Below are 26,507 nucleotides of genomic sequence, written 5' to 3' on the forward strand. Positions count from 1 at the left end.
ACCGGGGAGTCATGAGTGCAAACCTATTTAGTCGGCGGTGCTGTTCGCGATAAGTTACTGGGGTTAGCCGTTAAAGAACGTGATTGGGTGGTTGTTGGCGCAACGCCACAACAAATGCTCGACCAGGGCTTCCAGCAAGTGGGAAAAGACTTCCCGGTATTCTTGCACCCACTAACCAGAGAAGAATATGCCCTCGCCCGCACTGAGCGTAAGAATGGTAAAGGCTACAAAGGGTTTGATGTGTTCGCCTCACCGGATGTCACTTTAGAAGATGACTTGGTGCGCCGCGACCTTACTGTCAATGCCATAGCCGAAGACGAGCATGGCCAGCTGATAGATCCCTACGGTGGCCTGCGTGACATTGAACAGAAAAAGTTACGCCACGTGTCACCGGCGTTCGAAGAAGACCCCTTAAGGGTGCTTCGCGTTGCTCGCTTTGCTGCCCGGTTTAAGCACTTAGGTTTTACCATTGCCGATGAAACGCATGAGTTACTGGTCAAAATAGCTCACTCCGGCGAGCTTGAAGCCTTGACACCTGAGCGCGTGTGGCTGGAATGGGAAAAGTCATTAAGCACAGGTAACCCGGACGTATTTCTGAGTACCCTGGCTGATATTGGTGGTTTAAATCAGGTTCTTAAGCAGTTCAAAGCGAAGAGCAGCAATCTCAACCGCTTACACAAGGCGGCTCAATTCCGCGCATCTCAAACCGAGCTTACCAAGCCGCTTATTTTTGCGAGTTTGTTTATTGGCGAGTCGCCTGTCGAAAATATACCCAGCTTTTGCAAAGTATTGGCAATACCCAATGAGTATCGTGATGCCGCTGTACTTGCTGATCGAAATAGTGACTTCATTCTTTCAACAAAGCTGCCGGCCGCCGAGACATTTGCTGAGGCATTGCAGTCGATAGACTACTGGCGCCGCCCGGAAAAACTGCAACAGCTACTGTTGCTACGTCAGTTAGAGCATGAAGCCACCAAATTTTCAGAGCATATTGTTGAGCAAAACAAGCAACTGGCGCAAGCCGCGATAAAGGCTTCGGAAGTGAGCCCTCAGGCACTGATAAATGAAGGCTTCACCGGCGAACAACTTGGGCTTGCGATAAAAGAAAAGCGACTGGAAACACTTAAGCACGAGCTTAAACAAACTCTTTAAGCCAGTCGGTGTTTTCCAGCGGAGTTAAGTTTTGCTGTTCAGGCTGTTGGCAATATTGGCGCCACATTTCGCCGTAAGTTTTCTTCAAAATCGGGTGTTGTCTGTTTTCGGCTATTTCCGCCAAAGGCCAAAGCACAAACGCATTTTCAGTTATTTCGTGGCGTGGCAGCTGTGGTGCTTTTTCGCGCACCATATCGTCGTAAAGCAACACGTCGATGTCTAGCGAGCGGGGGCTGTACTTAGCGCTGTCGGGTTTGCGGCCGTTTTCTTGCTCAATGCGCTTGCAATGCGCTAATACCGTTTCAACCGGCTGCAAAGTAGTAACTTCTACGACAAGATTGTAAAAGTCGCTTCCCTTGAACCCCACCGCCTCGCTCAAAAAAATACGTGAGCGTTGCTGGTAGTTAAAGCTGTCAGCTAATGCCCTTAAGCCGGACAAAATATGCTGTTCTTTATCGATATTTGAGCCAAGTCCTAAAAAGACAACTGCCACACTGACCCCTTAGCCGAAAGGACTGTCGAAAACACTGCGACGAACAGTCACCGCGACATTAGCAGCATTGGGGACGGCACCGGGCTTCGACACCTTCACCTCGACATTCTGCACGCCAAACTCATTGAGAATTAAGCTAGCAACGCCTTCGGCTACGGTTTCAATTAACTGACGAGGCTTTTCAGTAACCCATTGAGTCACTTTTTCACTGACTAGGGCGTAATCAAGAGCGTCGTTTAAGTTATCGGACTTCGCGGCGGCTTGGTTATCCCAGCTCATTTGAATATCTAAAGTGAGTGTTTGCTTCTTCTCTTTCTCCCAGTCATACACACCTATAATGGTGTCGACGCTGAGGCCTTCAATGCTAACCACATCGATATCCGCTTGTTCCATTTTCACTCACCCCATAGTAATTGCGGCAAAAACCGCTTATTCTATAAACCTTAATTTTAAACCGCAGTCTACCCTAACAAAAGAGGGATTCGTACCCTATGACAGCGTTAACCATACTGATGATTCTGACAGCCTACCTCTTAGGCTCTATCAGTAGTGCTGTGCTTATCTGTAAATTATGGGGCCTGCCTGATCCTCGAAAGGAGGGGTCTGGTAATCCGGGGGCGACTAATGTCTATCGGGTTGGTGGAAAAATTCCGGCCTTGCTCACACTCTGGTTTGATGTATTAAAAGGCATGGTGCCGGTTTGGGGCTCGTACTTTTTAGGTATAGAGCCCTTTTTCTTAGGGCTAATAGCGGTGGCTGCCTGTCTGGGTCACATTTTCCCGCTGTACTTTCATTTTCGCGGTGGCAAAGCTGTCGCTACGGCATTAGGCGCCATGTTCCCGGTCGCCTGGGAAATGGCGTTACTGCTGATTGCAACCTGGCTTGTGGTCTTCAAAATAAGCAAAGTGTCATCACTTGCCGCGCTTATCACTGTCTGTCTGGCGCCTTTTTATGCGTATTGGATAAAGCCGCAGTACACCGTGCCGGTTATTATGATTTCGCTGTTAATTTTGTGGCGACACCAGTCAAACATCGTCCGCCTGACATCCGGCCAGGAAAAAGGCTTTAAACGCCGTCAGTAGCAGCTGTCGGCTTGGCCACCTGCATCGGCTCTAAGTCGGTCATTGGCCAGCGCGGATATGTCTTAACGCTCAGTGCTTCGCGCTCTCCCGCCTGCAAACGCAAAGCGCCGGCAAGCGCAATCATGGCACCATTGTCAGTGCAAAATTCAGTGCGAGGATAAAAAACGCGCCCGTTCACTTTTTTCATTAACGCCTCGAGCTCGGCCCTTAGATGTTTGTTAGCACTTACTCCACCAGCAATGACCAGCCGCTTATACCCCGTTTGCTTTAACGCACGACGGCATTTAATAAGTAAGGTATCAACAACCGCATCCTCAAACGCCCGGGCAATATCCGCCAGTGTTTGCTCACTGTTGTCATTAGCCGCTAATGTATTTGCCGCAAAGGTTTTTAAGCCACTGAATGAAAAATTCAAACCTGGACGGTCTGTCATGGGTCTAGGGAACGTGAAGCGATCACTCACACCCTTTTCGGCAAGTGCTGCGAGCCTCGGTCCGCCCGGGTAGTCGAGTCCCATTAATTTAGCGGTTTTATCGAAAGCCTCACCGGCAGCATCATCGACAGACTCACCCAACAACTCATAGTCACCAATACCTTTGACCTGAACCAGCTGAGTGTGCCCGCCCGACACTAATAAAGCGACAAAAGGAAATTCGGGTTGATCATCTTCCAGCATAGGCGCCAGCAAATGGCCTTCCATGTGGTGTACACCAACAGCCGGAAGCCCCCACCCAAAGGCCAGGCTTCGGCCTATGCAGGAGCCGACTAACAAAGCACCGACCAGGCCGGGACCTTTAGTATAAGCCACGCCATCCAAGTCTTTCGGTGTTATACCCGCTTCTTGCAGTGCTGCTTTCACCAACGGCAACGTTTTACGTACGTGATCTCGCGACGCCAGCTCAGGCACCACACCACCGTAGTCAGCATGCAGCTTTACTTGCGAGTATAACTGATGAGCCAACAGCCCTTTTTCAGTGTCATACACCGCAATACCTGTTTCATCACAAGACGTTTCAATACCTAACACTCGCATACTACTCACCGATGATGCTTTTTAACGACAATTATCGGTATTTTACCTGATTTTTGCGGCTATGACTCGCCAGAGTCAAAAAGTTATGCCACTTTACTCCCTAGTTTGCCTGCAGTTCACTAAGGGATAAGCGACGGCTATCGAGCGGCCGGCCATCAACGTCACGGAGCGTTAAAACCAGTTCCGGCTGCTCTTTCCAAATCACCTCTATTTGACCATAACGACTGTCTTCATAAGCTTGTCCGTCTCTGTATACGGACGAATAGGGAGTGTCACTCCCTAAATTAATGCTGCCGGCAGTGACCTGCCAAAGCGGGTAAGACAAGTAATCATCAGTATTAGAAAATTCGCCAAACAAGCGGTCGCCGACACCCAGTATGAGTCCCGAAGGCTGTAACTCTTGCAGAACAGATTTCAATCTGTCCTGCTCTTTAGGAAACATTGACCAGCTATCGTAACCGTTGGCCGGTGCAAGTACTGGCGTCGCACTGAGTAAAATTCTTACTTCAGCGGGCTTTTGCAGTTGCTCTTTCAGCCATTGCCATTGATTGTCGCCAAGCAGATCGCCCGCTCGATTCGGTTGATAAGGTCCTAAATCAGCATTAAAGCGGCGCGTTTGTCGCTCCATCCAGCCGACTTGCTCTAACTCGTCACGGTTCCAGCGACCATCGAGCACAATGACCTGCACCCGTTGCGGCTCATTGCCAAAAATAACGCTTTTCGCAATACCATGTTCCTGAAACAGTCGTTCAGAGGTTGCCGGCTCCCGCCAAAAGGTCAAAAAGTGATTTCGTACAGCGTAGCGCTGAGGGTTAGTCTTACCGGCATGCCCATCAATGCTGTAATCGGCTTTATTCCAAACAGACATTACTGCTGAACCACGCCGCAGCACTCGAGGCCCGCGGAAGCGGTTAAAGACTTCATAAGCGTCAAGCAAGTCATCCATGTCATCCGCTTCAACATCTAATGTATTACCCAAAAACACAAAAACTTCCGGTTGCGCATGGTTAACTGCATCCCAAACCTCTTGTCGACTGCTGTGATCCATGCAACAGCCAAAAGCCACCCGAGTGCTCTGCTGAGCCTGAGTGGTTGCCGTCAAAAACAGTAGTAAAGCCCCCAACAGTAGCTGGGCAACAATCGATGTATTATTCAATCGTTGGCAAGAACGCATTAGAAGTCCTCTTTATTCGCAGCGCATCGACGCGCCTCCTCTGCATCTATATCGCCACGTGATACTAATTTGTTAAGCGCTTGATCCAGAGTTTGCATTCCCTTTTCAGCACCGGTTTGAATGGCTGAGTACATTTGCGCCACTTTGTCTTCACGAATCAGGTTTTTAATAGCTGGTGTCGATACCATTATTTCGTGCGCGGCAATACGCCCGCCGCCGGTGCGCTTCAACAAGGTTTGTGAAATAACCGCCCGCAAAGACTCCGACAACATTGAGCGAATCATTGGTTTGTCGTCGCCCGGGAACACATCAATAATGCGGTCTATGGTTTTCGGCGCTGACGTTGTATGTAAGGTACCTAACACCAAATGCCCGGTTTCAGCGGCAGTCATCGCCAATCGAATGGTTCCCAGGTCACGCATTTCACCCACCAGAATCACATCCGGGTCTTCCCGCAAAGCCGAGCGCAACGCCGCACTAAAACTTCGGGTATCGCGATGCACTTCACGCTGACTCACCAGACTTTTCTGGTTGTCATGCACAAACTCAATGGGGTCTTCAATGGTTAAAATATGCTGCGAACGGGTTTGATTAATATGATTCACCATCGCTGCTAAAGTCGTAGACTTACCAGAGCCCGTTGGGCCGGTCACTAGTACTAAGCCTCGGGGCGCATCAATAATGTCCTTAAAGCTTGCAGGTGCCCCGAGCTCATCTAGTGTCGTGACATTATTGGGAATCATCCGAAACGCAGCAGCAATACCCTTTCGTTGCGTAAAGACGTTAGCTCGAAAACGCGCAACACCCTCTATTTCAAAAGAAAAGTCACATTCAAAGCGCGAGTTAAACTCGTCCTGCTGCGATTCGGTCATTATCGCGAACAAGTTGCTTTTTAATTCTTCAGCTGAGTGCATGGGTTGATTTAAGGCCCGAATGTCCCCATCAACTCTTATCATAGGCGGACTTCCTGACGACAAATGTAAGTCGGAAGCGTTTTGTTTCACACTAAAGGCGAGTAATTCGCTAACATTCATATCCTGTCCCTGAATCAATGAGATGACGATTGCTATGACTATTAAGGTATCAGAAAAAATACAAAATAACCTTGTTAACCTCCGTCAGCAATTAAAGATATTAGGCGAGGAGTCTAGTGACAAACAATCTGTTGAGTTGCTGGCTGTCAGCAAGAGGCATTCCATTGATGCTATTAAAGCAGCGGCAGAAGCAGACCAAGTACACTTTGGTGAAAACTACGTTCAAGAAGGCGTCGAAAAAATTCAGCAGCTACAAGCCGAAGGCTTTAATCAGTTACAGTGGCACTTCATTGGTCCGTTGCAGTCCAATAAGACGAAAGATGTTGCCGAACATTTTGACTGGGTACAAAGCATTGAGCGAGAAAAAATAGCCCGACGCCTGAACGAGCAGCGCCCCTCAGACAAACCGCCGTTAAACGTATTACTGCAAGTAAATATTGATGACGATGATAACAAATCGGGGTTATCGGCAGATGATGTTGAGAACCTGGCACGCTTTGTCAGTAACTGCGAGAACTTGAAGCTCAGAGGGCTAATGACCATTCTAAAGGCCGGAACCTCAGAGCAGGAGCGTAGAGATAGCTTTTCGAAAATGCGCCAGCTATACCAGCAACTGCAAGCGGTGTACGGCGAGCAAATTGACACACTCTCGATGGGAATGAGCGGCGATATGCGACAAGCCGTGCTCGAGGGTGCTACTATGGTACGTATTGGAACAGCAATTTTTGGACAACGGGAGTCATAATGAAAGACATTCGCAACATTGCATTTATTGGTGCCGGTAATATGACACAAAGTATTGTCGGTGGTATGTGCAAAAGCGGTTATCCTGCTGACAAAGTCTGGGTCAGTAACCCAAGTGACGCAAAGCTTGAGAAAATGAAATCGGAGCTGGGCGTTAATACCAGCAATGACAACCTGGAAGTGGTCGAAAAAGCCGATGCGATTGTATTGGCAGTGAAGCCACAATTAATGTCAGAGGTGTGCACTCACTTACGTGAAAACGTCAGTAACTTAAGCGATAAGCTCATTATTACGATTGCTGCAGGCATTCGTATTCCAAAATACCGCGAGTATTTGGGCGAGCGCATTCGTATTATTCGTGTCATGCCAAATACACCATCACTGGTTGGTCAGGGCATGTCAGGTTTAGTGACCGACGACTCAGTCGATCAGGCAGACAAAGACTTTGTTACTGAAGCATTCAACGGTGTTGGTGAAACCCTGTGGGTTGCCGACGAAGACCAGCTAGACATTCTGGGAGCGGTTGCCGGTAGTGGTCCAGCGTATTTCTTCGAATTTATGGACAGCTTGGCAAAAGCAGCCACGGCACTTGGCTTTGATGCCGAGAAAGCTCGCGAGATGGTACAACAAACCTGTTTAGGTGCCGCGCAAATGGCGAAAGAAAGCGACTTATCGCTGGAAGACTTGCGTAAACAAGTAACCAGCAAAGGTGGTTCTACAGCGAAAGGTGTAGAAGCGTACCAAGAGTCCGACTTGCACGGTATTTCAGATAAAGCGGTCAAAGCCGCCGTTAACCGTAATCAGGAAATGGCGAAACTCTTCTAGGAGCCAGTATGAATAACGCGCTTACGTTTTTAGTCGCCACGCTCATTGATCTTTACCTGATCATTGTTCTGTTGCGACTTTGGATGCAGCTGACCAAAGCGGATTTTTATAATCCGGTCAGTCAATTCGTTTATAAGGCGACACAACCTATTGTTGGGCCGCTTAGAAGCTTTATGCCCAGTGTTGGTTCACTGGACACGGCAAGCCTGCTGCTCGCTTTGGCGCTAGGAATCCTCAAAGTCGCCGCCTTGGTGTGGCTGAACGGTCTCGCTGCAGGCGCTTTGGTTATTGTCATTCAAGGCGTACTGGCAACCATTAGCAGCTTCTTGTCGATGTTGTTCTGGGTGCTGATTATTCGGGCGATTCTAAGCTGGTTCTCACAAGGGTATAACCCCGTTGAAGCCATGCTGCACCAAATAACTGAGCCAGTTTTAGCGCCTATTCGCAAAGTTATACCGCCACTAGGCGGCCTTGACTTGTCGGTGCTTGTCGCCATTATTGCGTTGCAATTTTTGCGTATTTTAATTGGCGTATAAGCTCAGTTAATAAAACATAAGGTGGGAGTAAAAGTTATGTTGAAAAGTACCCTGTTTGCGTTAAGTGTTGCCTTTGTTGCCGTTTTTTCGAGCGCAACATACGCAGAGCAAAAACAGACTTTAGGCAACTGGGACGTTCACTACAGTGCTTTTACTTCCACTTTTTTAGCACCTAAAGTTGCAGCTACCTACGGTATTACCCGAAGTGCTTCTAAAGGTGTGCTGAACATATCCGTGCTTGATAAAAATACACAAGCGCCGCAAGAGCTGGAAGTTACGGGCCAGGTTGTGAATCCCCTTGGTCAGATTCAGTCATTGGAGTTTCAGAAAATTACTGAAGCAGAGGCGGTGTACTACATTACTCAATTTAATTACACCAACGCCGAAACCTTGCGATTCACCATCAATATTGGCGACGAGCAAATCTTAAAATTTAATCAGGAGTTTTGGTTGAACGACTGACTTTTGGCTTAGTTACTCACCGGTTTAACACCAATGGACTGGATATCTCCGGTTTCGCTAACGTTTCGTACCGTTAACACAACATCGCCCAAACTGACTTTGTCACCAATAACCACCCGCCGATGAAATTTCTGCGAGAAGTAGTCCGCAATAGTGGTACTCAGCAAGCCCTCGTCCAAATCGCCCAGCGGGTAGAAGCTGCCGACATCAGCCAGGGTTAAGTCTCCTTTAAGAGTAAAGTCACCGAAGAACTCTTTTTCGTTCACTTTCAGCCCTTTACCGCCTGACGCAAGAATTCGACTGACTTCATCAATATCTTTTACAGTAGCGGCGACAAGCAAGCCATCCCCCTCCTGCACCATCGGTTGGGTTTCCGGCTGTAACCACTCTCCTTCCCGTATAATTCCAACAAAGGTCGCTGGAGCCGTTAGTTTAAGGTCTTTCCATGTTCGGTCGCAGGCCGGTGATGTTTTATCAATACGATATAGCCATACTTCGAGCGACTCAGAGCTTGGCACAGACGATAAAGGCATACGCTGCTGCGGCTGTGCCTTTAAAGGCACTTCAAGCCCAAGCCAGCGAGCCACGGGAGCAATCGTCCAGCCTTGAATAATGAGCGAAATCATAACCACCACAAAAGCAATATCGAAATAGAGCTCTTGGTTCGGCACACCACTTAACCATGGAAACAGCGCCAGAATAATAGGTACCGCCCCTCTTAACCCTACCCAGCTTATAAACACTTGCTCTCGCCAGGGAAAACTAAACGGCAATAAGCTGATAACCACCGCCAGCGGTCTGGCGACGAAAATAAGTGCCACCGCAATACCTATCGCAATAGGTGCGTTCGCCACCAGGTGAGACGGTACAACCAGTAGACCCAGAATAAGGAACATGGCCATTTGACTTAACCAGGCCAGGCCATCCTGAACTTGCAGAATGTGAACGAGCTGGGGTAAGCGCCCATTACCAATGACAAAGCCCATTAGGTAAACCGCTAAAAAACCACTCGCGTGCAGCTTAGCGGTTAATGCATAGACTGTGATTGCACAGGCAATGGCCAGTAACGGAAAAAAGCTAAAGCTTAATGGCAGTTTTCGCGCAGCGACAATAAACAGCCGCCCTCCGAGCCAGCCAATTGCCAAACCACCGATAAGCTGCCAGATTATATCTAACGCCATCCAATGCCACTCGGTCATGGTTCCGCTGGCAACCGCAGCCGTCATCGTTAAAGTGAGAATGACTGCCATGGGGTCGTTGCTGCCTGATTCTATTTCAAGCGTCGATGCCACCCGCTCTTTTATTTGCAAACCGCGAGACTGGAAAATACCAAAGACTGCTGCGGCGTCAGTAGAGCTTAAAATTGCGCCCATCAGTAAAGCTGCTGGCCAGGGCAAATTAAATAAATACACCGCAGACGTAGCCACAATAGTACAGGTTAACGCCACACCTATGGTTGCCAGACTTATTGCCGGCCAGAGCGCCACACGAAAACGCTCAGGGTGAGTTCGCATACCGCCATCGAAGAGAATAATAACCAATGCCGCCGAGCCAATAAAAAAGGCAATATCGGGGTTATTGAACTCGACTCCCAGAATACCCTGCTCACCGGCTAGCATTCCAACGACAAGAAAGGTAAGTAGCACAGGGGCTCCCAGCCGATTGGATGCAACAGCTGCGAGAATGCTAACAACCAACAACAAGCCGCACAGCAGAATTAGGGTATTCGCAGAGTCCAAATAACAGCTCCTTCTTATCGTTTTTCTGCTTTTATCATAACAGCTTTGTCCATTTTCTTTGTGAAGATTTCAAATTCCGCCAAAAACCGATATCCTGTGCGCCGAACAGGCATGAGGTATCAATGATGGCAACAGCAAAAGAAATCGTACTAGCAACGGGAAACCCGGGCAAAGTCAAAGAATTACAGGCAATGCTGGCTGGCAATGCGAGTACCTCAGACTGGCAAGTATTGCCACAGTCGAACTGGTCTTTCGAAGAGGCCGAAGAAACAGGCACTACTTTTGTAGAGAACGCTATAATTAAAGCGCGCCACGCGTGTGAAAAAACCGGACTGCCTGCTATTGCCGATGATTCAGGTTTGGCAGTTGATGCCTTGAACGGTGCCCCGGGCGTATACTCTGCAAGGTACGCCGGCACAGATGCATCGGACAGTGATAATATCGAAAAGTTACTGCAAGCACTGTCGGGCATAGCAACTGAGAAGCGCCTGGCGCAATTCCATTGCGTTTTGGTTTATATGAAAAGTGCTCAAGACCCGACACCACTGATTTGCCACGGTATGTGGCACGGCTCTATTTTGACCTCACCGCAAGGCACAAATGGCTTCGGTTACGACCCCGTATTTTGGGTTGAGCAGCACAAGTGTTCAGCGGCAGAGCTTGAGCCGTCTGTAAAGCAACAACTCAGTCATCGCGGCCAGGCTTTACAACAACTATTGAGTCAATTGAGTTAATGACAGCGCCTAAACTTAAGCTCCCGCCGCTATCGCTCTACGTTCATATTCCGTGGTGCATCCAAAAGTGTCCGTATTGCGATTTCAATTCGCACAAGCTGTCGGGAGAAATTCCTGAGCGAGAGTACGTTGCCCGACTACTAGATGATTTGCGAGCCGATTTAGATTGGGTACAAGGGAGAGACATTACATCGATCTTTATTGGTGGCGGCACGCCCAGTGTACTGAGTGCAGCCGCAATGCAGTCATTAATGGATGGCATTCGACAGCTGCTTGTTTTAACCGATGATTGCGAAGTTACCATGGAAGCAAACCCTGGCACCTTTGAAATAGAAAAGTTTGCTGACTTTGTTAAAGCAGGCATCACTCGTTTATCTATTGGTGTGCAAAGCCTGCAATCAGAGCAGTTGTCCCGGTTAGGCCGCATACACGACCCGAAACAAGCCCGCGAGGCTGCTGCACACGCGTCACAACTGCCGCTAAAAAGTTTTAATTTAGACTTAATGCATGGACTGCCTAATCAATCTTTAAATGCCGCCATGGATGATTTAAAGCAAGCCATTGCGCTCAATCCACCGCACATCTCCTGGTATCAACTCACCATTGAGCCAAATACCATGTTTGCAAGCTCTCCTCCCGAGCTCCCCGATGAAGAAACTCTCTGGGACATTTATCAAAAAGGGCATGAGCTTCTGGAGGCTGCGGGCTATAGGCAGTACGAAGTTAGCGCTTACTCTAAACCCAGCCACCAGAGTCGCCATAACCGCAATTACTGGCAGTTTGGTGACTACCTGGGCATTGGCTGCGGTGCTCATAGCAAAGTGACGCTCGCACAAGAGCAACGCATCATTCGCTGTGAGAAAATTAAACATCCAAAAGGCTACCTCGATTTAACCAAGCCGCTGCGTTATAAGCTCAATGAAGTAGCTAAAGACGACTTAACCTTTGAGTTTTTTATGAATCAGTTTCGCTTGTTGGAACCTGTTTCTAAACAGCGCTTTGAAAACACAACAGGATTGCCATCGTCGCAGGCGTCACAGCAACTCAACAAAGCAATAAGGCTGGAGCTACTGACCGAAAACGATGAAGCCTGGGAGCTCACTCCCAAGGGCCACCGTTTTCTGAATTCAGTGTTAGACACGCTTCTCGATTAATTAAGGACTTTAAATTGAAGGTCCCACACGCCATGCCCTTTTCCTTCACCACGGCGCTCAAACTTCGTCTTCGGGCGGCTGTCAGGTCTTGGAATGTAACCACCCGACTCGGATAAATTAGTCAGAGCGCTGCTGCCGTTCAATACTTCAAGCATATGCTCTGCGTAGTTTTCCCAGTCGGTTGCTAAATGAATAATGCCGCCAGCTTCTAATTTCTTAATAAGCAGTTCAACAAATTCAGGTTGGATAATTCTGCGTTTGTGATGACGCTTTTTGTGCCAGGGATCAGGGAAGAATACTTGCACACAATTAAGGCTGTTATCGGGTACGCACTGCTTAAGCACTTCTACGGCATCTTCATGAAACACGCGCAAATTCTTTAAATCAGCTTCTTCAGCCGCCATTAAACATGCGCCAACTCCGGGCTCATGTACTTCAATGCCAATAAAGTTGCGCTCAGGGTCATTCTCCGCCATTTCCACTAATGAATGCCCCATACCGAAACCAATTTCTAAGGTGACAGGAGCTTTACGGTTAAAGACCTGCTCAAAATTCAGCATTCCGTCGGTCAGTGATAGTCCCATTTTTGACCATTGACGCTCTATCGCACCTGCCTGGCCTTTTGTTAAACGCCCTTCTCGCTTAACAAAGCTACGCACCGTCCTTACATATTTACCTGCCGCAGCAGCTTCTTCCGCACTTTTAAAATGACTCATTAGTCCCTAAACCATTGATAACAGCTAAACACCAAAAAAACAGGCCTGAATAATCAGGCCTGCTTATATCTCGTGCGATATTATCGCTGTTTCAACGTATCAATACAACGTACTATTCACGCTCTTTTGGTACGCGGTTAACCACTTTAAGAATCGCTTCTATACGGCGGTTAGCCTGGCGATCTGCCGCACTGTTTTCACGGACTTTTGGTTGAGACTCACCATGACCTTTTGAGTCTACACGGCTACTCTCAATGCCATAACGGTTAACCAATGCGTCAGCAACTGATTTAGCACGCTTCTCAGATAACCACTGGTTATAGTCCACTTCACCTGTGCTATCAGTGTGACCATGAATAGTGATATCCAACTGAGGATGCTCTTTCATGAACTCAGCCATTTCTTCAATGTCATCAAACGCATTGTCACGAATTTTCGAAGAGTTCAGGTCAAACTCTACTAGTAACTCTTCTGTGATGGTTTCATTTTCATACTGAATGCAGCCATCTTTATCAACTGAGTAGTCTTTTGGCGTATTCGCGCATTTATCATTCGCATCAATAACGCCATCACCGTCCGAGTCTACAGGTTTAGGCTCTGGCTTAGGTTCTGGTGCAGCCTTCTGCGGCTCTGGTCTTGGACGCGGTTCAGGGCTTGCGTCACGACCACCAAAGAACCACTGTAAACCAATGTTGGCAAACATCTCTGTGTAGTCTTCTTCCCAGCCGCGCTGGACACCACCTTCAATACGCCATGCTAAGTTGTCGTTAATGAAGCTGCGATGACCCACTGTGGCACGAGCAGCAACATCGGTAACATCACCAATTTCAGTGTTGTTTACTCCCAAGCCGGCATAAATATTGTTATTAAAGTGGTAAAGAGCATCTACACCATAACTATCGCCGTATGCATCGCCACCACCGACTAAATCGGCTTCCATGTAATCGTAATAAATGCGAGCTTCCCAAGCTTCAGTCATCATGTAACCGGCTTCAATGCCTGACGTAAAGGTTTTAAAGCCGTCATCAACGAAGAATAACTGGTTATTGTCGACCGCAACGCGATCATCGTCTGCCGAGAATACGCCTAAGCGTGCGCCTAAATAGAAGTCATCTTTGTCTGCTTCCGTTTGTTGCGCGAGTACCGGGGCTGTCAGGCCCGCAGCAATTAAAGATAAGGTAATTAAGTTTACTGCTTTCATTGCAAATCTCCTTTTCGGTGCAATAACAAATCAGCTCTAAATATGAGAGACTGTTTATGATGTAAAGCGTAGTACATTTTTTTCAAAAGTCATTTCCATTTGCAGAGATTTACAGTTGACTCAGTCATTTAGCAGCAAAATTCTTGATTGGTATCACCAATTTGGTCGCAAACAATTACCGTGGCAATTAAATAAGACCCCTTATAAGGTGTGGGTCTCCGAAATTATGTTGCAGCAAACTCAAGTCACGACCGTAATCCCATACTTCCAACGTTTTATGAATGACTTTCCGGACATCTATACGTTGGCAAAGGCACAACAAGATCACGTCTTAAGCTTATGGACTGGGCTTGGCTATTACGCCAGAGCCCGAAATTTACACAAAACAGCCCAAATTATTAGTCAGGATTTCAACGGCAATTTCCCGAATACCGTCGACGCTCTGGAAGAACTGCCCGGAATAGGCCGCTCGACAGCAGGTGCTATTCTGTCTTTGGGTCACGGCTTATACGCACCGATTCTCGACGGCAACGTCAAGCGAGTTTTAGCCAGGCACTTTGCGGTGGATGGTTGGCCCGGTAAAACAGCCGTGCAAAAGCGTCTTTGGGAATTAAGTGATGAATTAACCCCCAGAGAAGAATGCGGCAACTATAATCAAGCTATGATGGATATTGGCGCCACCGTTTGTACGCGGACTAAGCCTGAGTGTCACCGATGTCCTATTGCTGCCACTTGCAAAGCATTTGCCAGCAATACTATTGAACTTTATCCTGGCAAAAAGCCGAAAAAAGCCAAGCCCGTAAAGTCGACACAACTACTGATTATTAAGTGCGGCAATGAAGTGTTACTGCAAAAGAACCCCCAACAGGGTATTTGGGGGGGGCTTTGGGGCTTTCCTCAAGCGCAGGCTGATACGGAAATAGAGAGCATTCTGGATACATTCGGCATTGCTGCTGAATCGACTCAGTCATTGACTGAATTTCGTCACACTTTCAGTCACTTTCATTTAGACTGTTTTCCGGTCGTCATTACCGCATCTAAGAAACCATACTCCCTCAGCGAATCTAATAATGCTATGTGGGTTAACCTGGATTCAAAGCAACAGTTGGGCTTTGCCGCTCCAACCGTTAAACTACTTAAAGAACTGAACAAATAAGTGAGCGAATTATGAGCCGTACTGTATTTTGCGAATATTTACAAAAAGAAGCTGAAGGTCTCGACTTTCAGCTATATCCCGGCGAGCTGGGAGAGCGTATTTTCAACCATATATCAAAAGAAGCCTGGGCAGAATGGCAGAAGAAGCAGACCATGCTGATTAATGAAAAACGCTTAAATATGATGGACCCTAATGACCGTGAGTTTTTAGAAAAGCAAATGACTGACTTCCTGTTCGAGCGTAAGGATGTTCATATTGAAGGCTACACACCGCCAGAAAGCTAACATCTAATCGCTTTAACTATGCCAGAGCCCCTTGTTTACAGGGGCTTTTTTATTTTTCTTGTCAATTTCTATGATTCTCTAATATATTGACAATAGTTATAACTTATGGGCGTTACTGGAGCTCATTCGGGCAATCTGTTAGACTACTAACGAATTCAACAAAAGGGAGTCTTTATGAAAGCGCCATCCTGGCGAAGAGCCGTACTGAAAGTGGGGAGTGCGCTCATCGCGCCAGATGAAACTGGGGTTAGCACCAAATTTTTATTACCCATAGCTCGTTTCATTAACGAGTGTCATGAACGCGGACAAGAAGTCGTTTTAGTTTCTTCAGGCAGTGTTGCTGCCGGCCGCAAGCATATTCATTTCGAACATAAAAAAGTACCTGTCGCTGTTCGTAAAGCAATGTCGGCAGTTGGCCAAAATGAAATGATGGGATACTGGTCGCGCTTTTTCGATTTCCCCTGCGCTCAGCTACTCATGACGCATAGTGACTTACGCGACAGAGCTCGTTATGTCAGCATCAAAAACACACTCAACAGATTGTTAGAACACAACATTTTGCCTGTTGTGAATGAAAACGATGCGCTTGCTACTGACGAAATGAAAGTTGGCGACAACGACAACCTGTCTGCAATGGTCGCAACACTTGTCGACGCTGATGCGCTCTTTATTTGCTCAGACATTGATGGGTTGTATGACGCAGATCCGAACCTCAACCCTGACGCTAAGAAAATACCAGTGGTTGAGCAAATAGATGAAAGTATCTATTCATTAGCTGGTGGTTCAGTGAGTGACGTAGGTACCGGTGGTATGCGCACGAAGATTGAAGCTGCTGAGAAAGCAACGTCGCATGGTATCGACACATATATTGTTAATGGTGGTAAAGGCGAAACGTTCGAATCTTTGCTGCAAGGCGAAATTCCGGGAACACTTTTCCGCCGTCAGTCTGATCCAATTAGCAATAAAAAGCATTGGTTAAGACATACCCTGGTTGCACAGGGCGAAATATTAATTGATGAAGGCGCAGAGAAAGCGCTGGTTGAGAACGGTGCATCGTTATTAAGTTCAGGCATCGTTGACGTACAAGGTGATTTTGATCGCGGTGATGCTGTGTTGGTGCGTAGTGCCAATGACACAGACGCTATAGCTAAGGGCATCTGCCAATACAGCTCGCACGAGCTTATGCACATTAAAGGGCAGCAAACAGAAGATATCGCCGAACAATTTGGCTATAGCCCAATTACAGAAGTGATTCACCGCGACGATTTAATGATTTTGGAGGATTCATGAGCCAGCAATTAGCTAAAGAAATTTCACAACGTGCTGCCAAAGCGGCACGTGCCGTAGCAACGTTACCAGAAGCAGACAAAAACAAAGTTCTGCAAAAAATGGCTGACGCTATTCGCGCACACCAGGACAAGATTATTGAAGTGAATAAGAAAGACTTGGTAGCAGGCAAAGAAAAAGGCCTAAGCGATGCCATGATGGACCGTCTGGAGTTAACCCCAGAACGTGTCGAAGGTATGGCGTCTGCTATTGAAGAAATTATCAACCTGAAAGACCCAGTCGGTGACAGCTATATACTGGAAGAGCGTCCTAACGGTCTTAAGATTGAAAAGATGCGTATTCCACTTGGCGTTATTGCCATGATTTACGAAGCACGTCCTAACGTAACCGCAGACGCGGGTGCGCTATGCTTTAAGTCTGGTAACGCTGTCATTCTGCGTTGTGGTCGCGAAGCCATTGAAAGCAGTAAAGCCATTGCCGAAGCATTGCATGAAGCTTTAGAGCAAAGTGGTTTGCCAAAAGACGTTATTACCGTAGTGCCAACACCCGATCGCGAATTAATGACCGAGCTGCTGCAGCAAAAAGACTACATTGACCTGGTCATCCCTCGCGGTGGTGAAGGTCTTATTCACTACGTGAGTGACACCAGTAAAATTCCAGTCATTCAGCATTACAAAGGTGTTTGTCACTTGTATGTCGATAAAGACGCTGATTTGGATAAAGCACTGGCTATTTTACTGAACGGTAAGACACAGCGTACTGGTGTGTGTAACGCATTGGAAGGCTTGTTGGTACACCAGGACGTCGCCGATAAGTTCCTGCCTATGGCTGCTAAAGCACTAGGTGAGAAAGACGTCACTATTCACGCGGACAAACGCTCAGTCGGTTATTTTGATGGTGCTGATGAAATTGCCGATGACCAGTTCGGTGAAGAATACCTGGCACTGGAAATTGCCGTTCGCACCGTCGATGATTTCGACGCAGCGTTGGAGCACATTCAGCAGTTTGGTAGTGGCCATACTGAAGTCATAGTTACCGAGAACGATGACACGGCGAAGCGTTTCATCCGTGAAGTGGATTCAGCCGTCACTATGGCAAACGCGTCATCTCGTTTCTCTGACGGTGGTCAGCTTGGTTTAGGCGCAGAAATTGGTATTTCGACTAGTAAGCTTCACGCTTACGGTCCAATGGGCTTACAAGCGCTGACAACAGAAAAATTCGTGGTTACCGGTAACGGCCAAATTCGCGAATAATTGCGACAGACTTTCTGTCATAACAAAAGCCCCGGCGCCAAAACGCCGGGGCTTTTTTGTGTCTGTTTATTACAAGCCAGTTTTAACGACGGTATCCCGTCAATAACTCAGGCCAGTCTCGAGATTCTTTCCAGTAAAAAGTTTCGTTCTTCTCTTTTTCTTTTCTCAGAGAGCGCAATAAACGCTGAATGTTAGCTTCTTTCCAGTCACCCTCTTCACGGAAGTCGCATTTATCAAAGTCGACTATCCAGGCTTTATCGTGGTCATCCAGCATCAGGTTATGACAGTTTAAATCTGAGTGATAGACCCCCGCGTCATGCAGCTCTTTAATGACCGCACCAAGCTTTTGCCAAAGTTCAGCCGATAACTGCTTTTCACGCAATAAACGAAAAACATCAACCGCACCGGGAATCACTTCGACAAGAATATCGGCTTTGTAGCTAAATACCCCTGTTTTCTCCATGCGGGCAGCAACAGGTCTTGGAACCGGTAACCCTTTTTCACGAAGCTTGAGTAGCAAATCGAATTCGTAAATTGCCCTGCTTTTCTCAGCGGGCTCTCTTAAAAATCGGTCTTTATTAATCTTCCCAACTAAACCACCGCGGTAATAGTGACGTAGCAACAAGCCCAAGTCACCCTGCTGAATAAACCAAACCGTTGCCCGGCCGGTTGAATTACCCGCAATGGCTTTCTGCTGTTGCCAGTACTGTGCTGTGAAGTGCTTATCTTCAATTGCTTCAATAATGTCGCTATCGTAGCGAATAAGCCCGCGGGGACTCTGCTCTGTTTTTATCATACCGCTTCCTGTCAGAGTATATTCCAGTGCTCTCGCTAACACGCGTTGCGTTGCACCCTGATGCGTCTTTAAGACACCTTTAGCAGCATCATGTTGTTGTTTCATGACAGCTGGCTGCTGCAGCTTATTGATTGTTTTGACAATATCGTCAACGCTTTCTACCCAGTTTACCGCGCTGGCTTTTGCCAGCTCCCCATAAACCTGTGGGAAATTAAAAACATGTTTACCAGACATAACATTGGAGCCAGCGGCAATAACTTCAAGGGGGTTATGCCCTCCTCGTTCAATTAAACTGCCACCAATAAAACTCACAGGTGCTAACTGCCCCCAGAGCATCATTTCGCCCATGCTGTCCGCTAAAAACACATCGCAGTCACTCGGTATCGTTTCACACTGGCTGCGCCTCGCCAGTGTCAGTGAGCTTTCTTCGACCAGCTTTGCAACCGCATCAAACTGTTCAGGATGTCTGGGTGCGATAATGAGACAGGCTTCTGGCTCTTCATTAAGAATGGCTTTATGGGCCGCAAGTAACAGCTCGTGCTCGCCGGGGTGAGTACTGCTGCCCAGCCAAATCCAGCGTCCTTTAGAACTCTCTTTCCATGAAGCCGCTTTTAACTTGTCAGTCTGACTAAGCTCAATATCGTATTTGAGGTTTCCATCGACAAGTAAACGCTCTTTCGGCACACCCAATACGCTCATTCGACGCGCTGTTTCTGTATTTTGTACCGAAACCAATACTAACTGTTGCCAAACTGACTTCATTAAACAATGGAAACGTCTATACCCTGCAGCGGAACGCTCTGAAAGCCGCGCATTAAGCAAACACACCGGCGTGTTTTTCATGGCCAGTCGGTTGAGCATTTGGGGCCACAACTCGGTTTCCATAATCCAAACAGCTTTCGGTTTTAGCTTAGTCGCAAAACGTTTTGCAGCACCCGGAGTGTCTAACGGCCAATACCGGCAAGTCACGGCGTTGCTAAAGTGCTTCTCAATAAGCGCCCGTGCCGTTGGTGTCATGCAGGTTATGACCACCTTTTCCCCAGGGAATTGAGCAATAAACTGCTCAATTAAGCGTTTCGCTGCCAGGGTTTCTCCAACCGACACACTATGAATAACTATACAGCCTTCAAGCTCGCTACTGACAGCATCCAGCGCTAGACGCTCTGACCAATGCGAACGGTACCGGCGGTCTTTTTTGCCGCGCAGCCACAGCCAGACAAAAACGGCTGGAGTCACCAGCCGTAGTATTAATCCGTAAAGCCAAAGCATCATGCCAGTTAACGCCAGTACTCAGCTATCCACTTAGTTGGCAACACCTTACGATACCATTTACCACTACGCCCTTCTAAAGCGTCATCGGGGTGCGGTTTACCGTGGAAAATAATGACTTTTGCTTCTTCCGGAATACGCGGCTCCTGAAAGAAGCTCAAAGGAAATGGGCGTAAGCAGTGGCGCTTAAAGCTTCGGCACCATTTTTCCGGCCAATATTTCAACTTATTCTGGCGGTCAACAAAGTGCGTAATGTACTCTTGCTCATTGCGTACATCGGCGGTAGCGGCGTCAGGATCTTTCTTCAGATGCTCAAGCGCATCATCGTGCGCACCAACATTAAAACGAAATACCGATGTATTACCTGTTGCATCGGACTTATCCCATTCCTTAATAACCATGAAGTCACCTTCAGGTTCGAAAAACTCGTCCAGGCTGCCAACAATGATAATGTCGAGATCTAGAAAGAGTGTCGGGCCCTCTAAGTCATAAAGAGGGTTTGCAAAGCAGGTTAACTTCAACCAGCCATGCGCTTTTGTCCAGGGAACTTGCTTGTCGAAGTCTTCAAAGCCAATTTTCGGAATAGCTTTTACTTCAATCTCATCATTAATACCATCGAAGTCGTCCGTAAAGCACACAAAACGAAACGGTCGGCTCAAATGGCGGCTCACCATTGAGTGCAACGTGTTTACATAATCGGGGCCGTATTTTTTGCCCCACTTTATACAAATGACATTTACGGTTTTTTGCTGAGACTGACTCTCTGCACTTTCAACCTGGCTCATAAAAACTCCTGACTCTTAAACTAACGCGCATAATGCCATATTTTAGCAAATTTAGGTATGCTAATCTGATTGAGCTGGCTAACAACAAGGACGCACAATGAATAAATGGTTATCCGCAGTTTTACTCACCTTGCTGCTGAGTGCCTGTAAATCACAACCAACCCCAGTGGCTGACGTTATCGATGAGTTCGATGCTGACCGCTATTTAGGAAAGTGGTACGAAATTGCGCGAATGCCACACAGCTTTGAAGAGGGTCTGCAAGGCGTTACCGCTGAATACCGTTTAAATGGTGACGGCACATTAGAAGTGACCAATCGTGGCTTTCATGTTGGAAATCAGGAATGGCAAACCGCCATAGGCAAAGCAGAGCCAGTTGAAAATATGAAGGCAGCCTATCAAGTGACGTTTTTCTGGCCGTTTTACGGTGGTTATTACGTTAGCTGGTTAGATGATAACTACCAACAGGCAATTGTCACCAGCGACTCGCATGAGTATTTCTGGTTTTTGTCGCGGACACCGAATGTGTCTCAGCCGGACTTAGATTATGCGCTCGCAAAAGCGAATGAATGGGGATACGACATCGACCAGATGATCATTGTCGATCATCCGGCCGGTGTGAATCATTCTAATTAGTTAAAGCGACGTGCTGCGCCCTTTCCTGCCTGACGGCGCTTAGGGCCACGGGCATCACGATCACGCGGTGGACGTGGCCCTCGCTTCACTTGCTCATCACTTAGCTCAAGGCCCATTGGCTGCTGACGGACACGCGCTTTTTTCAGTACGTGCATCACATCTTTCGGCATACCTTTTGGCAACTGAACCAGCGAGTGGTTATCAAACAACTGGATTTGACCAATGTATTTGCTGTCCATAGAGGCTTCGTTAGCAATTGCGCCAACGATGTCTCCCGGACGAGCGCCATGCTCTTTACCCACTTGAATTTTATACGTATCAAAGTCGATATCTGCGGCACGTTCGCCACGCTCTGCGCGAGGTTTACGCTTCTCACCACGTTCGTTACGACCAGGACGCTCACTGCGCATTTCACGCACTGGACGGTCTTCTTTCAGGAACAATGGACGTTGTTTGTGCTGTTCAGTTAATAATGCCAAAGCAATATCTTCCGCTGACAATTCACCACTTTCCAGCCACTGCCCTAACAATTTCTTGAGTTTATCACTGTCAGCATGGGCGCTGTCAGCTTGCATTGATGCCTGAAGCTTTTCCAGTAATTGCTGTTGGCGATGCTGGCTCAGCTGTTTCGCATTTGGAACTTCGAAGAACTCTACTGGTGCGTTGGTTAAACGCTCGTAGTGACGCAATAAATGACGCTCTTTTGCACGGAAGAATAAGATAGCTTCACCTGAACGTCCCGCGCGACCTGTACGACCAATACGGTGAACATAAGACTCGGTGTCACTCGGTAAATCGTAGTTAATAACATGGGTAATTTCAGGTACATCCAAACCACGTGCTACAACATCTGTAGCAACCAGAATTTCGATATGACCACTGCGCAACTGGCTGACTGTTTGTTCGCGTTGAGCCTGGTTTAAATCGCCGCTTAACGGTGACGCTTTGAAGCCTGCTCGCTGTAATAACTCAGCCACATCCATAGTGTCCTGGCGAGTGCGCACGAAAATCAATGCACGTTGATACGGAGTTACTTCCAATAAACGAGTCAGAGCCGTCATTTTAGTCATGCCCTGAACTTTCCACGCTTTCTGTTTTATTGTCGCTTTTTCACGCGCAACCGCTTCAATCTGAATATTCAGTGGTTTATTCAGGAACGTTTTGGCTAGCTTACGGATAGCGTTTGGCATGGTTGCCGAGAACAGTGCACGCTGAGCTGTCTCAGGCACACCTTTTAAAATGGTTTCAATGTCTTCAATGAAGCCCATGTTCAACATTTCGTCGGCTTCATCCAATACCGCAACCTTCAAACCATCCAGTTGCAATACATTTTTATTCAGTAAGTCGATAAGACGACCCGGCGTACCAACAACAATTGAGGTACCTTGTTTTAACGCTTTTACCTGCGGACCGAAAGCTGCACCGCCATAAACAGTAGCAACACCGACGCCACGCATCTGCTTAGAAAAGCCTTCTAAAGCTTCAGCAACCTGAATAGCTAGCTCACGCGTTGGTGTAACCACCAAAACTTGAGTCTGTTTCAGAGAAGGGTCTATTTTGGCCAGCGCAGGTAAACCAAATGCGGCTGTTTTACCGGTACCTGTTTGTGCTTCGCCCAGAACGTCGTTGCCTTCCAATAACGCAGGAATAGATTGCTGCTGGATAGGTGTTGGGGTTTCGAAACCCATAGCGTTCAGTTGTTCAAGCACAGCAGAAGGTAAAGCCATGTCGCTGAACGACAGGCTCGATTGAGTCTTTGACATAAATTGTGTCTCACTATATTCCCATTTGCCTAATGACAAACAAAACAAATATGGGGTTATGGCCCGGCAACAGGAATCAGTGGTCAGTCTCTAAACTGTCTGGACTGGAATCAGGCGCTGCAACCCCGCGAATCAAGGGTGACCGCTGCCTCATCAGTAATGCGGTGTTCCTTGAAGGAGCTGCGGATTATACGCATTTATTCAATAAAAGCAATGCAACTGGATACTTTTTCGACAAAAAGCAAAATATAGGCTGAAATCATTGAAAAAGTTGAACCATTTGTGCATTTATTGCCTACATTAGTAGAGATAAATTTATTCAGTTGGAGGCTATATGTCAGCACATTCCATGTCATCACTTACTAAAAGCGATTGTTTCATCGAAGGTCACTGGGTACCCACAGACAAACGTTTCAGTGTGACTAACCCGGCAACCGGTGAGGTTTTGGCCGAAGTTGCCGATGCCGATGACGAACTTACGCAACGCGCCATTAACGTCGCCGAGACCGCCCTGGCGAAATGGCGCAAGAAAACCGCCCGCGAGCGCGCCGTTCTTTTGCGCAAGTGGTATCAATCCATGATGGACAACAAGCAGGCATTGGGCGAATTAATGAGCGCCGAACAAGGCAAGCCGGTTCCAGAGGCGGTTGGTGAGGTTGAGTACGGCGCCAGCTTTGTCGACTGGTTTGCCGGCGAGGCCGAACGCATAAACGGCGATATTCTGCCGCTAACTGACAGTAGTAAGCGCGTATTGGTAACAAAAGAGCCTGTCGGTGTCTGTGCAGCAATTACACCGTGGAACTTCCCGAATGCGATGATCACTCGCAAAATTGCACCAGCACTAGCTGCAGGTTGTACTATTGTTGTTAAGCCGCCGCAATTAACACCACTTTCAAGCCTGGCTTTAGCGCAGCTCGCCAGCGAAGTAGGTATACCGGACGGTGTTATTAATATCATTCCAACCAGCGATGCAAAAACTGTAGGTAAGCGTCTGGCAACTTCACCACAGGTTCGTAAGCTGTCATTCACCGGCTCTACCGGTGTTGGCAAAATTCTTATGCAGCAGTGCTCGGAGCACGTATCAAAAGTATCATTAGAGCTTGGTGGTAACGCACCGTTTCTGGTGTTTGACGATGCCGACATTGAGCAAGCAGCCGAGCAACTTATTGCCTGTAAATTCCGCAACGGCGGACAAACCTGCGTTTCGGCAAACCGCGTATTAGTTCAGGAAAGTGTTGCCGAGAAATTCACTCAGGCTATTGTCAGCAAAGTCAAAGCCCTTAAAGTCGGCCCCGGCACTGAGGAAGGCGTCGACTTAGGTCCACTTATTGATCAGGACGCTGTCGACAAGGTTCAGCGCCTGGTGCTGTCAGCGAAATCAGACGGCGCCACGATTGAAGCCGGCGGCTCTGTCATGACCGAACTGGGCGATTTATTCTACGCGCCAACGGTGGTTTCGGGTGTTACCGACGATATGGACATTACCAAAGAAGAGATTTTTGGCCCTGTAATTGCCATTAATACCTTTGAAACCGAAGAAGAAGGTATTAAGAAAGCCAATGACACCCCGTTTGGGCTTGCCTCTTACTTTGCCGCAAAAGACACGTCTCGTATTTTCAGAGTGAGTGAAGCACTTGAATACGGCATGGTAGGCGTTAATACCGGCGGTATTTCGCATGCTTACAATCCATTTGGCGGCATTAAAGAGTCCGGTATTGGACGTGAAGGGTCAAAATACGGTATTGATGAATACTTAGAATTGAAAACCGTAACCCTCGGCGGACTTGAATGAACCCACAACTCAAAACGTTAGAGCAACTTCAATATACCTTTGACAGCGGGCTTACACGTCCGCTGTCTTGGCGTCAGCAGCAGCTAAAACAGCTCGCCCGTTTTTTAGAAGACCACGAAAAGGACTTGCTGGACGCACTGCAGCAAGATTTAGGAAAGTGCCCCAGCGAGTATCAACTCACTGAAATTCAGTTTTTAAAAACAGACATAAAGCATAGCCTCAAAGCACTCCCTGGCTGGGTTAAACCGCGCAAAGTCAGTAACCCAATGCTTGCCTGGCCTGCCAAGAGTGTAATAGTGCCCGAGCCCTTAGGAAGCGTATTAGTCTTAGGAGCCTGGAATTACCCAGTGCAATTGACATTAGCGCCCGTTATTGCCGCTATTGCCGCGGGTAACTGTGCACTGATTAAGCCATCAGAGCATGCTGAGGCAACCGCAAAAGTTTTTGAGAAACACCTGGTAAATTACCTGGACAGCGCAGCCTTTAAAGTCATTACCGGTGGCGTCGAAGTCTCTCAACAGCTGACCGAGTTGCCGTTTGATCATATTTTTTACACCGGCGGTCCGCAGGCGGCTAAAGCCATTATGGCAGCAGCGGCTAAAAACCTGACACCTGTGACACTTGAGCTTGGCGGCAAAAGTCCTGCCGTTGTATTAAGCGACGCCGATATTACCGTAACGGCTCGCCGCATTGTCTGGGGCAAATACCTTAATGCTGGGCAAACCTGTATCGCGCCAGACTATTTGCTGGTTGAGGAGTCAATGAAAGATCGTTTAATTGACGCATTACGCGAGCAAATTGCGCAATTTTACGGAGATGATCCACAGCAATCGAATGACTATGGCCGTATTATTCACGAGCAGCACTGGCAACGGCTGACACAGATGCTGGACAGTGAAAACGTCGTTATTGGTGGAGATTTTGACAAGCGTGAGCGTTATATCGCACCAACAGTTATCGATGGAGTATCTGGTGACAGTCTGCTAATGCAGGAAGAAATATTTGGTCCGCTATTGCCGGTGATGAGCGTGAAGTCAGCTTCTGAAGCAATTGAGCTTATTAACACCAAGCCTAAACCTTTGGCGCTTTATGTGTTTTCAAAAGATAAGCGAATGCTGAAACAGTTTACTCAACGAGTGTCCGCTGGCAATGTTTGCTACAACGACACCCTGATGTTTATGCTCAATGACAAACTGCCGTTTGGTGGTGTTGGGCAAAGTGGTATGGGTCGTTATCACGGAAAATGGGGCTTTGATACTTTTAGTCATTTAAAACCCGTCATGACCCGCAGCTTCAGCTTCGATGTGGCATTGCGTTACCCTCCTTACAGTAAATTAAAAGACAAAGTCTTATCCTGGTTTGCCGGTTAACCTTGAAATTGGCGTTTAGCGTCAGCATATCCTGCGTTA

Annotated in this window: 26 protein-coding genes; 15 read left to right on the forward strand and 11 right to left on the reverse strand. The window is 47.6% G+C overall.

All coding sequences use genetic code 11. From position 1 onward, the window contains the following. The first annotated feature begins 15 nt into the window (after positions 1–15). Entirely contained in the window at positions 16–1,152 is a 1,137-nt protein-coding gene (locus tag CWI73_RS05245; protein WP_126751848.1) for a tRNA nucleotidyltransferase/poly(A) polymerase-related protein, read from the forward strand. Here the strand turns inward: CWI73_RS05245 and folK are convergent. Further along, complete coding sequence (gene folK / locus CWI73_RS05250) at positions 1,136–1,645, reverse strand: 2-amino-4-hydroxy-6-hydroxymethyldihydropteridine diphosphokinase (protein ID WP_126751849.1); 510 nt, start codon at positions 1,643–1,645, stop codon at positions 1,136–1,138. The genes CWI73_RS05245 and folK overlap by 17 nt on opposite strands. A gap of 9 nt (positions 1,646–1,654) precedes the next feature. Then, the gene (gene folB / locus CWI73_RS05255) at positions 1,655–2,038 is read right to left on the reverse strand and encodes a dihydroneopterin aldolase (RefSeq protein ID WP_126751850.1); all 384 of its coding nucleotides are present in this window, start codon (positions 2,036–2,038) and stop codon (positions 1,655–1,657) included. A gap of 98 nt (positions 2,039–2,136) precedes the next feature. Here folB and plsY point away from each other — a divergent pair, with 98 nt between their 5' ends. Continuing rightward, positions 2,137–2,727, forward strand: coding sequence for a glycerol-3-phosphate 1-O-acyltransferase PlsY (plsY, locus tag CWI73_RS05260; RefSeq protein WP_053954151.1), 591 nt, complete (start codon positions 2,137–2,139; stop codon positions 2,725–2,727). On the opposite strand, the gene tsaD is transcribed toward plsY, so the two are convergent. The 3 genes from tsaD to CWI73_RS05275 form a co-directional block, all read right to left on the reverse strand. Beyond that, entirely contained in the window at positions 2,711–3,760 is a 1,050-nt protein-coding gene (tsaD, locus tag CWI73_RS05265) for a tRNA (adenosine(37)-N6)-threonylcarbamoyltransferase complex transferase subunit TsaD (protein ID WP_126751851.1), read from the reverse strand. The two genes, plsY and tsaD, sit on opposite strands and share 17 nt — an antisense overlap. Before the next feature lie 100 nt (positions 3,761–3,860). Next, the gene (locus tag CWI73_RS05270; RefSeq protein WP_241968834.1) at positions 3,861–4,934 is read right to left on the reverse strand and encodes a metallophosphoesterase family protein; all 1,074 of its coding nucleotides are present in this window, start codon (positions 4,932–4,934) and stop codon (positions 3,861–3,863) included. Further along, positions 4,934–5,968 (reverse strand): type IV pilus twitching motility protein PilT, encoded by a 1,035-nt coding sequence (locus CWI73_RS05275; RefSeq protein WP_126751852.1) that lies wholly within the window; start codon positions 5,966–5,968, stop codon positions 4,934–4,936. The genes CWI73_RS05270 and CWI73_RS05275 overlap by 1 nt, the downstream gene beginning before the upstream one ends. A gap of 34 nt (positions 5,969–6,002) precedes the next feature. Here CWI73_RS05275 and CWI73_RS05280 point away from each other — a divergent pair, with 34 nt between their 5' ends. The 4 genes from CWI73_RS05280 to CWI73_RS05295 are packed head-to-tail and all read left to right on the forward strand — an operon-like array spanning position 6,003 to position 8,535. Beyond that, complete coding sequence (locus tag CWI73_RS05280; protein WP_126751853.1) at positions 6,003–6,713, forward strand: YggS family pyridoxal phosphate-dependent enzyme; 711 nt, start codon at positions 6,003–6,005, stop codon at positions 6,711–6,713. Continuing rightward, on the forward strand, positions 6,713–7,537 hold the full coding sequence (gene proC / locus CWI73_RS05285) for a pyrroline-5-carboxylate reductase (protein ID WP_126751854.1): 825 nt from the start codon (positions 6,713–6,715) through the stop codon (positions 7,535–7,537). Before CWI73_RS05280 ends, proC begins: the two co-directional genes overlap by 1 nt. Before the next feature lie 8 nt (positions 7,538–7,545). Further along, a complete protein-coding gene (locus CWI73_RS05290; RefSeq protein ID WP_058576102.1) occupies positions 7,546–8,073 on the forward strand; it encodes a YggT family protein in 528 nt (175 codons plus the stop codon). Between the two features lie 36 nt (positions 8,074–8,109). Then, complete coding sequence (locus CWI73_RS05295) at positions 8,110–8,535, forward strand: DUF4426 domain-containing protein (RefSeq protein WP_126751855.1); 426 nt, start codon at positions 8,110–8,112, stop codon at positions 8,533–8,535. A gap of 8 nt (positions 8,536–8,543) precedes the next feature. On the opposite strand, the gene CWI73_RS05300 is transcribed toward CWI73_RS05295, so the two are convergent. Continuing rightward, positions 8,544–10,274, reverse strand: a complete 1,731-nt coding sequence (locus tag CWI73_RS05300) for a potassium/proton antiporter (RefSeq protein WP_126751856.1) — start codon at positions 10,272–10,274, stop codon at positions 8,544–8,546. A gap of 125 nt (positions 10,275–10,399) precedes the next feature. Between CWI73_RS05300 and rdgB the strand changes: the two genes are divergently transcribed. Then, positions 10,400–11,008, forward strand: a complete 609-nt coding sequence (rdgB, locus tag CWI73_RS05305) for an RdgB/HAM1 family non-canonical purine NTP pyrophosphatase (protein ID WP_380298999.1) — start codon at positions 10,400–10,402, stop codon at positions 11,006–11,008. Then, complete coding sequence (gene hemW, locus CWI73_RS05310) at positions 11,008–12,162, forward strand: radical SAM family heme chaperone HemW (RefSeq protein WP_126751858.1); 1,155 nt, start codon at positions 11,008–11,010, stop codon at positions 12,160–12,162. The genes rdgB and hemW overlap by 1 nt, the downstream gene beginning before the upstream one ends. On the opposite strand, the gene trmB is transcribed toward hemW, so the two are convergent. Together trmB and CWI73_RS05320 are read right to left on the reverse strand one after the other, a co-directional pair. Then, on the reverse strand, positions 12,159–12,878 hold the full coding sequence (gene trmB / locus CWI73_RS05315; RefSeq protein WP_126751859.1) for a tRNA (guanosine(46)-N7)-methyltransferase TrmB: 720 nt from the start codon (positions 12,876–12,878) through the stop codon (positions 12,159–12,161). The two genes, hemW and trmB, sit on opposite strands and share 4 nt — an antisense overlap. A 112-nt stretch (positions 12,879–12,990) precedes the next feature. Next, positions 12,991–14,079, reverse strand: a complete 1,089-nt coding sequence (locus CWI73_RS05320) for an OmpA family protein (RefSeq protein ID WP_126751860.1) — start codon at positions 14,077–14,079, stop codon at positions 12,991–12,993. Between the two features lie 115 nt (positions 14,080–14,194). Here CWI73_RS05320 and mutY point away from each other — a divergent pair, with 115 nt between their 5' ends. The 4 genes from mutY (at position 14,195) to CWI73_RS05340 (ending at position 18,059) form a co-directional block, all read left to right on the forward strand. After that, complete coding sequence (mutY, locus tag CWI73_RS05325) at positions 14,195–15,235, forward strand: A/G-specific adenine glycosylase (protein WP_126751861.1); 1,041 nt, start codon at positions 14,195–14,197, stop codon at positions 15,233–15,235. Between the two features lie 11 nt (positions 15,236–15,246). Then, positions 15,247–15,519: an oxidative damage protection protein gene (locus tag CWI73_RS05330; RefSeq protein WP_126751862.1), complete on the forward strand. Its 273-nt coding sequence runs from the start codon at positions 15,247–15,249 to the stop codon at positions 15,517–15,519. A 174-nt stretch (positions 15,520–15,693) separates the two neighbouring features. Continuing rightward, positions 15,694–16,809, forward strand: coding sequence for a glutamate 5-kinase (gene proB, locus CWI73_RS05335; RefSeq protein ID WP_126751863.1), 1,116 nt, complete (start codon positions 15,694–15,696; stop codon positions 16,807–16,809). Continuing rightward, a complete protein-coding gene (locus CWI73_RS05340) occupies positions 16,806–18,059 on the forward strand; it encodes a glutamate-5-semialdehyde dehydrogenase (RefSeq protein ID WP_126751864.1) in 1,254 nt (417 codons plus the stop codon). Before proB ends, CWI73_RS05340 begins: the two co-directional genes overlap by 4 nt. 82 nt (positions 18,060–18,141) lie before the next feature. On the opposite strand, the gene CWI73_RS05345 is transcribed toward CWI73_RS05340, so the two are convergent. Further along, positions 18,142–20,127 (reverse strand): 3-deoxy-D-manno-octulosonic acid kinase, encoded by a 1,986-nt coding sequence (locus tag CWI73_RS05345; protein ID WP_126751865.1) that lies wholly within the window; start codon positions 20,125–20,127, stop codon positions 18,142–18,144. Positions 20,128–20,132: 5 nt separating this feature from the next. Then, positions 20,133–20,909 (reverse strand): glycosyltransferase, encoded by a 777-nt coding sequence (locus CWI73_RS05350; RefSeq protein WP_126751866.1) that lies wholly within the window; start codon positions 20,907–20,909, stop codon positions 20,133–20,135. Positions 20,910–21,006: 97 nt separating this feature from the next. Here CWI73_RS05350 and CWI73_RS05355 point away from each other — a divergent pair, with 97 nt between their 5' ends. Continuing rightward, on the forward strand, positions 21,007–21,543 hold the full coding sequence (locus CWI73_RS05355) for a lipocalin family protein (protein WP_126751867.1): 537 nt from the start codon (positions 21,007–21,009) through the stop codon (positions 21,541–21,543). Here CWI73_RS05355 and CWI73_RS05360 read toward each other — a convergent pair. Beyond that, positions 21,540–23,306, reverse strand: a complete 1,767-nt coding sequence (locus tag CWI73_RS05360; protein ID WP_126751868.1) for a DEAD/DEAH box helicase — start codon at positions 23,304–23,306, stop codon at positions 21,540–21,542. The two genes, CWI73_RS05355 and CWI73_RS05360, sit on opposite strands and share 4 nt — an antisense overlap. A gap of 349 nt (positions 23,307–23,655) precedes the next feature. On the opposite strand from CWI73_RS05360, the gene CWI73_RS05365 reads away from it, so the two are divergent. After that, positions 23,656–25,098 (forward strand): NAD-dependent succinate-semialdehyde dehydrogenase, encoded by a 1,443-nt coding sequence (locus CWI73_RS05365; RefSeq protein WP_126752039.1) that lies wholly within the window; start codon positions 23,656–23,658, stop codon positions 25,096–25,098. Beyond that, positions 25,095–26,468 carry an aldehyde dehydrogenase family protein gene (locus CWI73_RS05370; protein ID WP_126751869.1) on the forward strand — a complete coding sequence of 458 codons (1,374 nt, stop codon included), beginning with the start codon at positions 25,095–25,097 and terminating at the stop codon, positions 26,466–26,468. The genes CWI73_RS05365 and CWI73_RS05370 overlap by 4 nt, the downstream gene beginning before the upstream one ends. The last annotated feature ends 39 nt before the right edge of the window (positions 26,469–26,507 follow it).

The organism is Idiomarina piscisalsi (assembly GCF_003987095.1).
Classification (GTDB): Bacteria; Pseudomonadota; Gammaproteobacteria; order Enterobacterales; family Alteromonadaceae; genus Idiomarina; species Idiomarina piscisalsi.

Excerpts from the sequence above, each read along its gene's own strand:
- folB (WP_126751850.1), bottom strand. The coding sequence starts at position 2,038 with ATGGAACAAGCGGATATCGATGTGGTTAGCATTGAAGGCCTCAGCGTC.
- plsY (WP_053954151.1), top strand. The coding sequence starts at position 2,137 with ATGACAGCGTTAACCATACTGATGATTCTGACAGCCTACCTCTTAGGC.
- tsaD (WP_126751851.1), bottom strand. The coding sequence starts at position 3,760 with ATGCGAGTGTTAGGTATTGAAACGTCTTGTGATGAAACAGGTATTGCG.
- CWI73_RS05270 (WP_241968834.1), bottom strand. The coding sequence starts at position 4,934 with ATGCGTTCTTGCCAACGATTGAATAATACATCGATTGTTGCCCAGCTA.
- CWI73_RS05275 (WP_126751852.1), bottom strand. The coding sequence starts at position 5,968 with ATGAATGTTAGCGAATTACTCGCCTTTAGTGTGAAACAAAACGCTTCC.
- CWI73_RS05280 (WP_126751853.1), top strand. The coding sequence starts at position 6,003 with ATGACTATTAAGGTATCAGAAAAAATACAAAATAACCTTGTTAACCTC.
- proC (WP_126751854.1), top strand. The coding sequence starts at position 6,713 with ATGAAAGACATTCGCAACATTGCATTTATTGGTGCCGGTAATATGACA.
- CWI73_RS05290 (WP_058576102.1), top strand. The coding sequence starts at position 7,546 with ATGAATAACGCGCTTACGTTTTTAGTCGCCACGCTCATTGATCTTTAC.
- CWI73_RS05295 (WP_126751855.1), top strand. The coding sequence starts at position 8,110 with ATGTTGAAAAGTACCCTGTTTGCGTTAAGTGTTGCCTTTGTTGCCGTT.
- rdgB (WP_380298999.1), top strand. The coding sequence starts at position 10,400 with ATGGCAACAGCAAAAGAAATCGTACTAGCAACGGGAAACCCGGGCAAA.
- hemW (WP_126751858.1), top strand. The coding sequence starts at position 11,008 with ATGACAGCGCCTAAACTTAAGCTCCCGCCGCTATCGCTCTACGTTCAT.
- trmB (WP_126751859.1), bottom strand. The coding sequence starts at position 12,878 with ATGAGTCATTTTAAAAGTGCGGAAGAAGCTGCTGCGGCAGGTAAATAT.
- CWI73_RS05320 (WP_126751860.1), bottom strand. The coding sequence starts at position 14,079 with ATGAAAGCAGTAAACTTAATTACCTTATCTTTAATTGCTGCGGGCCTG.
- CWI73_RS05330 (WP_126751862.1), top strand. The coding sequence starts at position 15,247 with ATGAGCCGTACTGTATTTTGCGAATATTTACAAAAAGAAGCTGAAGGT.
- proB (WP_126751863.1), top strand. The coding sequence starts at position 15,694 with ATGAAAGCGCCATCCTGGCGAAGAGCCGTACTGAAAGTGGGGAGTGCG.
- CWI73_RS05340 (WP_126751864.1), top strand. The coding sequence starts at position 16,806 with ATGAGCCAGCAATTAGCTAAAGAAATTTCACAACGTGCTGCCAAAGCG.
- CWI73_RS05345 (WP_126751865.1), bottom strand. The coding sequence starts at position 20,127 with ATGATGCTTTGGCTTTACGGATTAATACTACGGCTGGTGACTCCAGCC.
- CWI73_RS05350 (WP_126751866.1), bottom strand. The coding sequence starts at position 20,909 with ATGAGCCAGGTTGAAAGTGCAGAGAGTCAGTCTCAGCAAAAAACCGTA.
- CWI73_RS05355 (WP_126751867.1), top strand. The coding sequence starts at position 21,007 with ATGAATAAATGGTTATCCGCAGTTTTACTCACCTTGCTGCTGAGTGCC.
- CWI73_RS05360 (WP_126751868.1), bottom strand. The coding sequence starts at position 23,306 with ATGTCAAAGACTCAATCGAGCCTGTCGTTCAGCGACATGGCTTTACCT.
- CWI73_RS05365 (WP_126752039.1), top strand. The coding sequence starts at position 23,656 with ATGTCATCACTTACTAAAAGCGATTGTTTCATCGAAGGTCACTGGGTA.
- CWI73_RS05370 (WP_126751869.1), top strand. The coding sequence starts at position 25,095 with ATGAACCCACAACTCAAAACGTTAGAGCAACTTCAATATACCTTTGAC.